This is a genomic window from Nocardia sp. NPDC004582 (assembly GCF_053602115.1).
In genome coordinates this window covers 1-11,866 of the sequence record NZ_JBSGCY010000006.1, presented here as the reverse complement: position 1 = coordinate 11,866, position 11,866 = coordinate 1, and the positions used below count along the sequence as shown (strand labels likewise).

General features: G+C 67.4%; 13 protein-coding genes and 1 pseudogene. 7 read left to right on the top strand and 7 right to left on the bottom strand.

The window, feature by feature from the left end:
• Window positions 1–24: 24 nt before the first annotated feature.
• Entirely contained in the window at window positions 25–318 is a 294-nt protein-coding gene (locus tag ACWELJ_RS03205) for a hypothetical protein (protein ID WP_452364536.1), read from the bottom strand.
• A gap of 132 nt (window positions 319–450) precedes the next feature.
• A complete protein-coding gene (locus tag ACWELJ_RS03200) occupies window positions 451–642 on the bottom strand; it encodes a hypothetical protein (RefSeq protein ID WP_452364535.1) in 192 nt (63 codons plus the stop codon).
• Between the two features lie 385 nt (window positions 643–1,027).
• On the opposite strand from ACWELJ_RS03200, the gene ACWELJ_RS03195 reads away from it, so the two are divergent.
• Window positions 1,028–1,258, top strand: a complete 231-nt coding sequence (locus ACWELJ_RS03195) for a DUF397 domain-containing protein (RefSeq protein WP_040816478.1) — start codon at window positions 1,028–1,030, stop codon at window positions 1,256–1,258.
• Between the two features lie 86 nt (window positions 1,259–1,344).
• Window positions 1,345–2,232 (top strand): helix-turn-helix domain-containing protein, encoded by an 888-nt coding sequence (locus ACWELJ_RS03190; protein WP_452364534.1) that lies wholly within the window; start codon window positions 1,345–1,347, stop codon window positions 2,230–2,232.
• Window positions 2,233–2,374: 142 nt separating this feature from the next.
• Here the strand turns inward: ACWELJ_RS03190 and ACWELJ_RS03185 are convergent, their stop codons facing one another.
• A complete protein-coding gene (locus ACWELJ_RS03185; RefSeq protein WP_213554958.1) occupies window positions 2,375–2,623 on the bottom strand; it encodes a hypothetical protein in 249 nt (82 codons plus the stop codon).
• A 309-nt stretch (window positions 2,624–2,932) separates the two neighbouring features.
• Window positions 2,933–3,286, bottom strand: coding sequence for a hypothetical protein (locus ACWELJ_RS03180; RefSeq protein ID WP_452364533.1), 354 nt, complete (start codon window positions 3,284–3,286; stop codon window positions 2,933–2,935).
• 319 nt (window positions 3,287–3,605) lie between these two features.
• Between ACWELJ_RS03180 and ACWELJ_RS03175 the strand changes: the two genes are divergently transcribed.
• Both ACWELJ_RS03175 and ACWELJ_RS03170 read left to right on the top strand, forming a co-directional pair.
• Window positions 3,606–4,439, top strand: coding sequence for an acyl-CoA thioesterase domain-containing protein (locus tag ACWELJ_RS03175; RefSeq protein WP_452364532.1), 834 nt, complete (start codon window positions 3,606–3,608; stop codon window positions 4,437–4,439).
• Window positions 4,440–4,625: 186 nt separating this feature from the next.
• Window positions 4,626–6,014, top strand: coding sequence for a lipase family protein (locus ACWELJ_RS03170; protein WP_452364531.1), 1,389 nt, complete (start codon window positions 4,626–4,628; stop codon window positions 6,012–6,014).
• A 17-nt stretch (window positions 6,015–6,031) separates the two neighbouring features.
• Here the strand turns inward: ACWELJ_RS03170 and ACWELJ_RS03165 are convergent, their stop codons facing one another.
• Window positions 6,032–7,582, bottom strand: coding sequence for an acyl-CoA carboxylase subunit beta (locus ACWELJ_RS03165; protein ID WP_452364530.1), 1,551 nt, complete (start codon window positions 7,580–7,582; stop codon window positions 6,032–6,034).
• Between the two features lie 124 nt (window positions 7,583–7,706).
• Between ACWELJ_RS03165 and ACWELJ_RS03160 the strand changes: the two are divergent.
• Together ACWELJ_RS03160 and ACWELJ_RS03155 are read left to right on the top strand one after the other, a co-directional pair.
• A pseudogene (locus tag ACWELJ_RS03160) lies at window positions 7,707–9,184 on the top strand (ABC1 kinase family protein).
• A 157-nt stretch (window positions 9,185–9,341) separates the two neighbouring features.
• The gene (locus ACWELJ_RS03155; protein ID WP_452364529.1) at window positions 9,342–9,692 is read left to right on the top strand and encodes a hypothetical protein; all 351 of its coding nucleotides are present in this window, start codon (window positions 9,342–9,344) and stop codon (window positions 9,690–9,692) included.
• 106 nt (window positions 9,693–9,798) lie between these two features.
• Here the strand turns inward: ACWELJ_RS03155 and ACWELJ_RS03150 are convergent, their stop codons facing one another.
• Entirely contained in the window at window positions 9,799–10,026 is a 228-nt protein-coding gene (locus ACWELJ_RS03150) for a hypothetical protein (RefSeq protein WP_452364528.1), read from the bottom strand.
• 259 nt (window positions 10,027–10,285) lie between these two features.
• Between ACWELJ_RS03150 and ACWELJ_RS03145 the strand changes: the two genes are divergently transcribed.
• Window positions 10,286–10,717, top strand: a complete 432-nt coding sequence (locus tag ACWELJ_RS03145; RefSeq protein WP_452364527.1) for a hypothetical protein — start codon at window positions 10,286–10,288, stop codon at window positions 10,715–10,717.
• Window positions 10,718–10,738: 21 nt separating this feature from the next.
• Here the strand turns inward: ACWELJ_RS03145 and ACWELJ_RS03140 are convergent, their stop codons facing one another.
• Complete coding sequence (locus ACWELJ_RS03140; RefSeq protein WP_452364526.1) at window positions 10,739–11,827, bottom strand: glycoside hydrolase family 38 C-terminal domain-containing protein; 1,089 nt, start codon at window positions 11,825–11,827, stop codon at window positions 10,739–10,741.
• Window positions 11,828–11,866 lie beyond the last annotated feature (39 nt).

Below are 11,866 nucleotides of genomic sequence, written 5' to 3'. Positions count from 1 at the left end.
GATTTCCAGCGCCCGAATTGGGAGCTATTGACCGATTACCGCGTTCATGATGGTGCCTGCACTCGTCGCGACAATGCCGCCGACGAGTGCGCCGGCCACCTGTTTGGGTGATTGTAAACCACTGCCGCTCCACTTTTCCCACGCGAAGCGACCGCCCGCGTAGGTGATGGCGAGGACCCCGGAAAGCAGCACGAACCAGGTGAAATACCGGACCAGCCGCAGCAGCTTGTCGGCCGCGGGCGGGGTCTCGGGAGTGGGATCGAAGACCTGCGCGTGCTGGATCTGGGTCAGCAGCTCGTGGGTGGCAATAAGAAACATCTCGGCGCTCTTCCACGTGAGGGCATGGCACCCTCCGGGGTACTCGCCGGACCCACTGTCACGCAAGGGAAGTCGCGCGCCGATTCGTCTTCGGGCATCGACGCGAACGCAAGAGTGCGCGCGCCCGGCGACTCAGTCCACGTCGTTGTCGGCGGACAGGTACGCTATCGCCGCCAGATACTGCCGGCAGGCGAAGTGCTGATCGTGCGCGCGGAGAATGGCGCGGGCCTGGCGGTAGGTGAGTGAGCGTGGTTCCGTCTCGCAGTCACCGGAATGGTCGCCGCGCGACGCGGCGTCGGTGGAGCGGACGAGCATCTGCGTCATGGGATGCCTCTGGCCGAGTGGGGGATTGGTGCACCGAGTTTAGGAGCCCGGATCGTGCAGATGCAAGCACATCTGCACGCTCGTCGCCGGTGTCGAGTGAAGATTCCGGTGTCACGTGACTTTTCGGGCATAGGGTTCCGGAACAATCGGGCGAACGGGATGAACTGACCCGAATTCTCCGCTCTCCCTTCGCAACTTCGCTTGCCGGCGGCGGTTTCCAAGATCAAATCTGTTGTGTTGCAAAGGATGTGCCGCCCCGAGGCCATCGATCACGGGCTACCTGCGTGCTATCGTCGTGCTTGCGGTTGCAACTGTAAGTACATCTGATTGAACAATTGCAAGTACTGGACCACCGTCTGCGGGCGGTACTGGCAAGGAGTCTGAAATGACGGACATCTCGGCAACCCCCATCGATCGCTCGAATCTCCTGTGGCGCAAGAGCACCTTCAGCAATCCCAGTGGAAACTGCGTGGAACTCGCCCCGCTCGCCGACGGGCAGGTCGCCGTGCGCAACTCGCGCGACCCCGAAGGGTCGCTGATCGTGTACACGCGCCCGGAGATCGATGCGTTCCTGCAAGGCGCGAAGAGTGGAGAGTTCGACGACCTCGCGCGCTGAGCGGTAGCATTGGCAATCGGCGCGGTGGTTCGCGACTAGCCGTTGTGAGTCCACTGCCGGCAAACCCGAGCATCGGAGTGGACCTCATGATCGCAGAACCCCTTGCCCACCTGCAGGCGGATTCCGCTGTCGCCGAACGCGGCCCGACCGCACTGCGTATCGCGGTGGGCAGTCAGCTACGAAAGCTGCGGGAGTTCAACAAAATCACGCGGGAGGCCGCGGGTGAACACATCCGCGGCTCCCACGCCAAGATCAGTCGCCTGGAACTCGGGCGAACCGGATTCAAGGAGCGCGATATCCGGGATCTGTTGACGCTGTACGGCGTTGACGATCCCGGTGAGCGCGAGCAGTTCCTGGATCTGGTTCGCAAGGCGAATCAGCCGGGCTGGTGGCACCGCTACAGCGACCTGCTGCCGTCCTGGTTCGAAACCTATCTGGGGCTCGAGCACGCGGCGAAATCCATTCGCACCTACGAGGGTCAGCTGGTTCCGGGTCTGCTGCAGACCCCCGACTACGCTCGCTCGATCGTTGCCCTCGGGCACGACGTGGATGGGGAGCGCCGCGTCTCGTTGCGCCGGCGGCGTCAGGAGCTACTCACCCGCGATGGCGCACCCAGTTTCTGGGCCGTGCTCGACGAGGCGGTGCTGCACCGTCCGGTCGGCGGTCCGGGTGTGCTGCGCGGTCAGATCGAGTACCTCATCGAGATGTCCAAGCGCCCGAATGTCACCATCCAGTTCCTGCCGTATGGGGCGGGTGGCCACGCGGCCGCGGGTAGCTCGTTCACCATGCTCCGCTTCGCCGAGTCCGAACTGCCCGATATCGTGTATCTGGAGCAGCTCACCAGCGCGCTGTACCTGGATCGTCGTGAGGACCTCGAGCTGTACCGGCAGGTCATGGATCAGCTGAGCGTGCAGGCCGAGCCGCCGGAGCGGTCCCGCAAAGAGCTGGCGAAGATTGCCGCGAAGCTCGACTGAGCTCCGCGCGGGTCCGGACGGGCCCGCGCCGCTCCCTGCCGTGGAGCCCGCGCTGATCCCCCTATAACGGATAAGGGGCCCCTCACGGGGCCCCTATCAGCGTGCCGCGGACCGGGTGGGTCTGCGGCACGGCCGGATTCGGTTACTGCCTGATGAAGCTGGAAGCGATCCGCCAGAACGCCTCCGGCTGCATGTGGTGCAGATCCCAGTCGTTCACCATGGCATGCGCCGTGGTGACGATCCGCTCGATGTCGAAATCATACCGAGTGGCCGCTCCAGTGGATTCGACCTGGCGGATGACGAAAGCGGTTGCCGTCTCACGTGAATAGGTTTGCTCCGGCTGACTTCTGTCGGCAAACCCGAGTCGGCTGAGGTTGATTGGCTGGTTCATTCGAACGCCCCTGACGCCAGGCCGACGGCTGACCGTGGGCGAAGAATCGCCGGTGATTCACCGCTCGGCTCTCTGGTTGTCCCCTATTGGTGCCTTGCACGACGAGTCTATGACCGTGCGTTGCGCAGATGCAAGTACATCTGCAACATCGAATTCGCAGTGTCAGAGTGCTTTTCGGGATGCTATGAGTTTGCGAAACGAGGGTTGGCGAAAGGTTGTAAAGCACCCGAACAGGGCTTTTCCAGTACTTCCGATCGAAAGTTCTGGAGGGAAACGACTGTTCCGCTTTATCCAGGAATTCGCTGAAGATCAAATATCGCCCGGAAATGCCCTGTCCTGGGCCTTCGCAGCTTTGATCCGGTCCTGTTCGAGGACCATCAGGCCGATTCCGAAACGCAGGCAGAGCGCCCCGGTGAGCCCGCACACCACGCTCCAGACGAGCTCACCGTACCCGGCGGCGGTCAAAGTCAATGCGATCGACACGATTCCGGCGGCGGTCAGAATCGGGCCCGGCAGATTCTGGAAGGCCGGCGGCCGATTGCGGGTCGTGCCGTGCGGACGGCCGGTGCCGTCCGGCCGATTGCGGGTGCCGTCGCGGGGAATGTGGGGGCCGCGCGGCGGAATGTGGGCGACGGGGTAGGCGTACGGAGTGACAGGCAACATCACTGTCCTTTCTCCGGAGGTAATGCAGAACCGATAACAAGCGGATACCCGGTGTGGTTCGGCCGAATCACGCAGTGTCGCCCCCTGTACACAACCACCCGGCCCGCGACCGGCCCACTCCGGCTCCCGCGTGGCCGTCAGTGACGCCCAGATCGCCCAGCAGGCCGAGAAACGCGCGCGCATAGGGTTCCGGGTAGCCCGAGGTCCCGTCCCTGACCCTCACCCACCCAGCGGGGCCCCGGATTGAGACGGGCTTCACGCCTGTGTTAGCTCTGGGAACAGTGGATTCGATCGATTCGAGTGAACGGGAGCCGGTGCCGTGGTGGATGTGCCCGCGTATTTCGACGAGGTGGACGGCGGGTTCTTCCCGACGTCGTTCGCGGCCAGCCAGTGGTCCTCGGCGCAGGTGGTCGGGCCGGCCCTGACCGGCCTGCTGGCGCGCGAGCTCGAACGCACCCAGGCCACCGACGGTTTCGTGCCGGTCCGGCTGACCGTGGACCTGTTCAGCGCCGCCCGCTTCGAGCACACCACCACCCCCGTCACGCGAGTGCGTGACGGCAAGCGGATCCGGGTCGCCGACGTGAGCGTGGTGCAGGGCGGCACCGTCGCCGCGCGCGCCACCGCGGTGCTGCTGCAGCCGTCCGAACAGCCGCCGGGGGAGCTGTGGCGGCGGGAGCGGGAGCCGCAGGCGCCCTCGCTCGAGATCGCCCCGCCCTCGCCGCTGCCGCGGACGCCGCTGTTCAACAGCGGGGAGGACTCGCCGGTGTGGAACTCGGTGCCCACCGACCACGAGAACGCCGACCGCAAGCGCACCTGGCAGCACCCGATCCGGGTGGTGACCGGGGAGGAGCTGAGCCCGTTCGTGCGGGTCGCGGTGGTGGCCGAGGCGACCAGCATGATGACCAACTGGGGCGACAAGGGCATCGGATTCATCAATACCGATATGACACTGGGACTTTCGCGGCAGCCCGAAGGCACCGAGATCGGGGTGGAGGCCGACAGCCACTTCAGCGAGCACGGCCTCGCGGTGGGTGTGGCCACGCTGTTCGACCGGACCGGGTCCTTCGGCAGCTGCATGGTGACCTCGGTGTCCAACGCGGGCCGCCAGATCAGCAACGCCCAGCTCGACATGGTGATGCGCAAGCGGCTGTGACCCGGTGGAGCCCTCGGGAGATCGCGGATCGGTGACGGGACGGCCGTGACACGCGGCCCGGTTAGGGCACGGACATGTCTCGAAGTGGCGTCGAACCGACCACTCCGGAGTGTCACAGTGGTGTGTCCCCGTAGGCTTCGCCGGACCACCGACTGACCGATCCGTGGGGGTGTTGTGCTGCGTCGCTTGCGAAGACTGGCCGGTGCCTTGACGATCGGCTGCTGCGTGATCGTCACGTACTGCGCCGCACCGGGTTTCGCGCAACCGCCCGATCCCGGCGCCGCACCGGTCCCGCCCGGCATCTCCCTGCCCGATATCCAACGCTGGATCGACCAGGTGCTCCCGGCGCCCGCCCTCACCCCGGCCCCCGTGGAGTCGCCGCTGGTCGACACTTCGGAGCTGGCACCGGATCTGGCGGCGCTGCGGGCCGCCACCATGCCCGCGCCGATCGGCGATCCGTTCGTCGACGACTGGCCCGCCGGGCTCGACACCCTGGACCCGGGCGGCATGGTCGCGGTGCGCGACGTAACCGCCACCGCCGCACCCACTCTGATCGTGCCGGTGCGGCAGGTGCTCCAGTTCAAGTACCGCACCAACGACTCTCACGACGAGCCGTCCTACGGCATCGCCAGCCTGGTGCTTCCGGTCGGGGAATGGACCGGGCCGGGACAGCGGCCGGTGGTGGTCAACAATCTGCCCATCGACGCGCTGGGCCGCGACTGCAACCCGGGATACACGCTCGCGCACGGGTTCACCCGCGCCGCCAACCTGACCGGCTACATCCTGCCCACCACCCAGCTGGCGCTGTTGCGCGGCTACGCCGTGCTCATGACCGACCACGAGGGCCCGCGCATGGCCTACGCCGAGCCGACGGTGGCCGGGCACGCCATCCTGGACGCCATTCGCGCGACCCGCGGGTACCTGCCGGATCAGCTGGGCGAGAGCAAGTTCGGGATGATCGGGTACTCGGGCGGGGCCATCGCCACCAACGGCGCGGTGAAGCTGATGGGCGAGTACGCCCCCGAACTGGCGGAGGTCGTGGTCGGCGCGGCGCTGGGCGGGGTGCCCGCGGACTTCAGCATCCTGGCGCGCTCGATGAACGCCAACCTCGCCTCGGGGGTGTTCCTGGGCGCGGTGTTCGGCATCGGCCGGGAGCGGCCCGAGATCCTGGCCCGGATGAACCATCTGGCGCAGTGGGTGGCGACCTCACAGCTGATCAACAGCCAGTGCAGCGAGGTGTTCGCGGTCCCGGGCGTGCTGCAGCTGCCCATCGACATCGCCGCCAATATCCCCGACCCGCTCGACAGCGATCTGGCGCACGAGATCTACCGCATCACCCGCATGGACGGCAAGAAGTCGCCGGTGCCGCTGTTCATCTTCAACGGCGAACAGGAATTCTGGGTCCCCGCCGAAGGCGCGAAGAACCTCTACCGCGAGCAATGCGACCTGGGCGTGCCCGCCGTCTACCGCAGCGTCGTCGGCGAGCACTTCATCGCCGCCGCCACCGGCTACCCGGAATCCCTGACCTGGCTCGACCAGCGATTGCAGGGGATACCCGCGCCCAGCGAATGCTGAACGCGGGCAACCCTTCTCTACATCGGGAACAGGTTGTGCTTGCGCGGGTTGGGCTTGCGGACCGCGTTCTTGTCGCGCAGCAGGCGCAGCGCCTTGCGGATCTCGAGGCGGGTGGACGAGGGCTCGATGACCGCGTCGATGTAGCCGCGCTCGGCCGCCACCCACGGGTTGTCGATGAGCGCGTTGTAGAAGTCCACCATCTGCTGGCGCACGGTCTCACGCTGCTCGGGCGGCGTGGCCGCGAGGGTCTTCTTGCCGGTGACGGTCACCATGCCGTCGGCGCCGATGACCGCGATGCGGGCGGTCGGCCAGGCCAGGTTGACGTCCACGCCGAGCTGCTTGCAGCCCATGACCGCGTAGCCGCCGCCGTACGCCTTGCGGGTCACGATGGTGACGATCGGGACCGTCGCCTCGATCAGCGCGCGGAACATGCGGCCGCCGCGCTTGATGACGCCGTTGCGCTCCTCCTCGACACCGGGCAGCACGCCGGGGGTGTCGACGACGTAGACGAGCGGGATGTTGAACGCGTCGCACAGGCGGATGAAGTACGCGCCCTTGTCCGAGCAGGCCGCGTCGAGCGCGCCGCCCAGCACCATCGGCTGGTTGGCGATGACGCCGACCGGGCGGCCGTCCACGCGGGCGAAGCCGGTGATCAGGTTCTGCGCGGCCGCTTCGCCGACCTCGAGGAAGGCCCCGTCGTCGAAGATGCGCAGCAGCACCTCGTGCATGTCGTAGCCCTGGCGATCGGAGTCCGGGATGATCCGGTCCAGTTCGCGATCGGAGTCGGTGATCTCGGGCTCCAGGCCCGGGTTGATGACCGGCGGCTCCTCGATGCAGCTGCTGGGCAGGTAGGAGAGGTACTCGCGGGCCCAGTTGAGCGCGTCCACCTCGGTGCGGGCCACGTGGTGCAGCAGGCCGTTGCGGGCCTGCACGGCCGCGCCGCCCAGCTCCTCGGCGCTGATGTCCTCACCGGTGATGCCCTTGATGACCTCGGGGCCGGTGACGAACATGTACGAGTCGTCGGTGGCGACCAGGACGTCCATATTGACCGGGCCGTACACCGAGCCGGCCGCGCACTTGCCGAACATGACCGCGACCATCGGCACGAAGCCCGACAGGTCCTCCTGCAGGCGGCACATGGTGGCGTACCAGGCCAGCGCGGTCACGCCCTCCTGGATGCGGGCGCCGCCGGAATCGTTGATCACCACGACCGGGCAGGCGTTCTTGTACGCGAACTCCATGACCAGGCGGACGCGGCGGCCGAAGGTCTCGCCGACCGAACCGCCCTGCACCATCGAATCGTGGGAGATGACCACGACCGGGCGGCCGTCGATCAGGCCGCGACCGGTGACCACGCCGTCGCCGTAGAGCGCGTGCGGCTGACCGGGCGAGCGCATGAGCGCGCCCATCTCGACGAAGCTGCCCGGGTCCAGCAGTATGTTCACCCGTTCTCGGGCGCTGGCGACGCCTTTGGCAAGTCGCTTCTGGATACCCTTCTCACCGGTCGGTTCTTCGGCGATCTCCAGGAGCTTGCGCAGTTCCGCCAGCTTTTCCGCTGTACCCGTCATTACGTAGGTCTTGCCTTTCACCTTCAAGGGCCGGGCTCGATCGGCGCCCGCGTCGAGCCGGATCGCGACTCGACCGCCCACGGTACCGTGCGTGTCCCCTTCCGAACCAGCGAACGCCTGGGTAATGTGCCCGGTCTCGCGCCGGTCGAGCTTGGGTCTCATGCCGCGCCCGGCCCCGCCCGTGGCGCGAAGTCCGCCGCCGTCAGCGATACACTGCCGCCCGTGAGCTCACCTATGACTGTGCGAGCGGGAACGCCCGAGGTGATCCGGCCCGACCTGGACACCTTCGGATTCTCGGAGTGGCGGCGGACCGCGGTCGTCGGCGCGGTGCTGGGCGGCTCGGTGGTGGCCGGTGTGCTGCGCGGCGGCCTGCGCCCGGCCAAGCGCAAGCGGGCCGCGGCCGAGGGCGTGGTGAACGGATTCGAGACCCTCGGGCCGATGTTCGTGAAGCTGGGCCAGCTGATCGCGTCCTCGCCCGGCGCCTTCCCGCGCGAGCTGGCCGATGCCTGCCTGCGCTGCCTCGACGACGTCCCGCCCTTCGCGGCCGCGGACGCGCGGGCCATCATCGAGGCGGATCTGGGCAAGCCGATCTCGGAGCTGTTCCTCGAGTTCGATGACGAACCGCTGTCGGCGGCCTCCATCGCCCAGGTGCACGCGTGCGTGCTGCCCGACGGCCGGCCCGCGGTGGTGAAGGTGCAGCGGCCCGAGATCGCCCGGCGGATGATCGTGGACCTGCGCGCCGCCATGCGGCTGGCTCGCGCCCTGGAGAAGCGGTCGGAGAACGCCCGGGTCGCCAATACCCAAGCGGTGGTGCGGGATCTGTACGAGGCCACGGTCGCCGAGCTGAACTTCCTGATCGAGGCCGAGAACCAGGCCCGCGCCCGCGAGCAGCTCGCGGCCTTCGGCGACAACACCAAGGTGGCCGTGCCCGAGGTGTACTGGGATTTCTGCGCCCCCCGGGTGCTGTGCATGGAGCGCATGCGCGGCATGCCGCTGGACCGCTTCGACGATATCCGCGAGGCCCACCCCGAACCCGAGCTGCTGATCCGCCGCCTGGTGAAGGCGTGGATGGAATCGGTTGCGGTGCACGGGGTCTTCCACGGCGACGTGCACGCCGGCAACCTGTGGCTGCTCGACGACGGCCGGGTCGCCATGCTCGACTTCGGCATCGTCGGCCGGATGGAGCCCGAATGGCGCGAGTTCGTGCGCGCGCTGTTCTACGCCAGCTCCATCGACAACGACTTCCGTCCGGTGGCCCGCGCCCTGCGCGCCCTGGACCTGGTCGCCGACGACAGCGGCGACGACGCCACCATCGGCCGTCAGCTCGCGACGGCGCTGGGCCCGGTGCTCTCGGGCAGCCTGGACAAGCTGGATCTGGGCCTGGTCTCGGCGCGGCTGCTGGAGTTCGGCAAGCGCCGCGGCGCGTCGGGTCCGCAGCAGCTGGTGCTGATGGGCAAGCAGCTCGGCTATTTCGAGCGGTACGCGGTGGCGCTCGCGCCCGGCTGGAAGCTCGGCCGCGACCTGTACCTGTTCCGCAATATCTTCCCCGCCGAGGTGGCCGCCAAGGCCGCCGCCGAGGGCATCACCCTGCCGGCCGACTGACCGCGGACATGATCGGCGGCAGGTCGCAAGCGGCCGCCGCGGCGTGACCGAGAACTCCGTAAGCCTGAGAGAAGCGTCAGGAAACGCTCAGGCTACAGCCAGATTCGCCCGGCACTGTGGATGGCAGACAGTGTCGGGCGAGCGTGTGAGGTGCGGAATGGTCGAATTCGAGGTCACCGGAACCACTGTGACGGTCCGGGTCACCGGCGCTCACAAACTGCTCGCGCTGCGCGATCACGTGAGCTTCGATCTGGCCCAGGTCACCGCCGTCGCGCCCGCCCCGGTGGATCTGCGCCCGCCGTGGCTGCGGACGCCGGGCACCTTCTTCCCGGGCGTGATCGCCGCGGGCATCTTCCGCGGCAAGGGCCGTAAGGAATTCTGGGATACCCGTTTCGACGGTCAGGGCGTGCTGATCGAGCTGGCGGGCGCGGATGTCACGCGCCTGGTGGTGGATGTCGCCGAGCCGGCCGCGGAGTTGCGGCGACTGTCGTCGGCCCTGGCGGCCTGAGTTCCCCCGTAAAACCCGAAGCGCTCGTGCCGCGGGCCCGGTTGCTGGCGGGCGCGGCACGAGCCGGTCGGGGCGGACTTTTCGGGAGTAGGGGTGGACGGGGATTTCAGGGGGTCGGGCAGAGGAAGGCGCCGGCGGGCGGCGGGACCGGGACGATCCGCTCCGGCGCGACTCCGGCGGGGCCATTGCCGAGTGGGCCCTTGGGCGCCACCGCTCCGGGAACCGCGGGCGTCCCGACATCGCCGGATCCCCATGCCGCGGACGGGTTCATGGTGAATACGGCCGCACAAACGAACGCACTGACGAGCAGGCCGATCGCTTTCTTTTGCGTCATGAGGTACGACGCTACAACCAGCTCAACGCAATTCGTGGGATTGCCGGATCACCGGAATGTCGCGACCTGCTGATCGTATGAACAGTCCGGTGAATTCCCCTGTGGCGCAGACAAACCAATCGGTCGGAAAGGTTCATTTTCAGAGTTTTGTGTTATGAACTGTGCCAGACCACGTTTCGGTTACGGCCTGGCGTGTCTGCGGGTGTTTCGTCCGTTTCTATTGTGCACTGCCGGGAGGACGTGACCGGGAGGGAGCGCAATGGCTGCTGGACCTGGTTCGAGGATCGCCGTCGCGGCGGCGCTCACGCTGGCCGTTTCCGCCGCGGTGACCGTCAACGCGCCGCTGAGCGCGGGCGCGGGCGCCTGCGGATCGAGTCTGGGGGATTACCGCGGGGAATTCGCCGTCGAGGGTGATCCCGGGACCGTGCTGAGTTTCGACGGAGCGGGCGGCCTCGCCTTTCGCAGCGCCCGGCTCGGGAACGGTGCGGGCCTGTACGCGGTCATTTCCTCGGGCGGATTCACCGCCACCCTGCGCATGGCCGACAGCGGCGAAGACGCGGCGCGGCCGGAGAATTCGACCTCGATGGTCAAGAGTACGACCCTGCTGTGCCCGGCCGGGGGAACGCGGGTCGGGAATTTCCGCTCACTGGATCAAAGCAGCCGCCGGTTCAATTATGTGAGGTCGTCCTGAAAATCCGCTAACGGCAATGGTTTACCGGGTGAATCGGAGCGTCACGAGCTGGAAAGGCCGCAGGCGCAGTCGAATTCCTCCGTCGGCGGATTCGGCGACGGATTCCTCGGGCAACGGCCGCTCCAGCAGGTCGCAGCAGCGATAATCGGTGTACTCGAAGTCCGGTGTGAGCACAGCGGTCGCGCGCCCGCCGCCCGCCTCGTACAACCGGATCACCACATCACCCGAACCGTCCTCGGCCAATTTGACGGCGCTGGTCACCACGTCGTCGTTGTCGACGGTGAACAGCGGCGCCACGGGTTCGGCGACGCCCGGGGTGACGGGCGGCAGGTTGATCCGGTATCCCGAGCGCACGGCGTCGGTGATCGAGGCTCCCGGCAGCAGCGCGTGCCGGAAATGGTGTGCGCCGTGGTCGGTCTGCGGATCGGGGAATCGCGGCGCGCGCAGCAGAGACGCGCGGACGGTGATGGTGGTGCCGCCGTCGGGCCGTACCGTTCGGGTCAGGTCGTGGCCGTAGGTGGAGTCGTTGACCAGGGCCACGCCCCAGCCGGGTTCGGCCAGGTGGAGGAAGCGGTGATTGCAGGCCTCGAACTTGGCGTACTCCCAGCTGGTGTTGGTGTGGGTGGGCCGGTACAGATGCCCGAACTGGGTTTCGGAGGCGTAGCGGTCGGCGTGAATGTCCAGGGGGAAGGCGAGTTTGAGGAATTTCTCCGTTTCGTGCCAGTCGACGGTGGTGGCGATCTCCAGGGCCCCGGTATCCGGGCGCAGGGTGAGGATCTGCTCGACGGTGGAGGAGCCGAAGGAGCGGCCGATGCGGACGGCGGCGTCGGTGGTGGCTCCGGTCTCCGCCACGAGGAAATCGATCTCGGTCAGGTCGGTGACGGTGTTGCGATAGAACTGGTCGACGTCCCAGGCGTCCCAGGAGTTCGGGTAATCCTGGTGCAGCTGCAGCAGATTCGCGGCCGCGCCGGGCGGCAGGGTCTCGCGCCGCCGCTCGAGGTCGTGGAGCGACACGACGAGTCCGCGCGCGTCGACTTCGACGCGCGTGCGGTCATTGGCGAGTAACAAACCCCCCGCGGGCCGATCTCTTTTCGGGTCGGAATATAACACGTATGAACTCAATACACGAAAAATGTACTGGGGTATGCC

Bases quoted from the DNA above. Each gene is read 5' to 3' on its own strand.
- ACWELJ_RS03190 (WP_452364534.1), top strand. From the start codon at position 1,345: ATGATCGCAGAACCCCTTGCCCACCTGCAGGCGGATTCCGCTGTCGCC.
- ACWELJ_RS03185 (WP_213554958.1), bottom strand. From the start codon at position 2,623: ATGAACCAGCCAATCAACCTCAGCCGACTCGGGTTTGCCGACAGAAGT.
- ACWELJ_RS03200 (WP_452364535.1), bottom strand. From the start codon at position 642: ATGACGCAGATGCTCGTCCGCTCCACCGACGCCGCGTCGCGCGGCGAC.
- ACWELJ_RS03145 (WP_452364527.1), top strand. From the start codon at position 10,286: ATGGCTGCTGGACCTGGTTCGAGGATCGCCGTCGCGGCGGCGCTCACG.
- ACWELJ_RS03165 (WP_452364530.1), bottom strand. From the start codon at position 7,582: ATGACGGGTACAGCGGAAAAGCTGGCGGAACTGCGCAAGCTCCTGGAG.
- ACWELJ_RS03180 (WP_452364533.1), bottom strand. From the start codon at position 3,286: ATGTTGCCTGTCACTCCGTACGCCTACCCCGTCGCCCACATTCCGCCG.
- ACWELJ_RS03155 (WP_452364529.1), top strand. From the start codon at position 9,342: ATGGTCGAATTCGAGGTCACCGGAACCACTGTGACGGTCCGGGTCACC.
- ACWELJ_RS03195 (WP_040816478.1), top strand. From the start codon at position 1,028: ATGACGGACATCTCGGCAACCCCCATCGATCGCTCGAATCTCCTGTGG.
- ACWELJ_RS03150 (WP_452364528.1), bottom strand. From the start codon at position 10,026: ATGACGCAAAAGAAAGCGATCGGCCTGCTCGTCAGTGCGTTCGTTTGT.
- ACWELJ_RS03205 (WP_452364536.1), bottom strand. From the start codon at position 318: ATGTTTCTTATTGCCACCCACGAGCTGCTGACCCAGATCCAGCACGCG.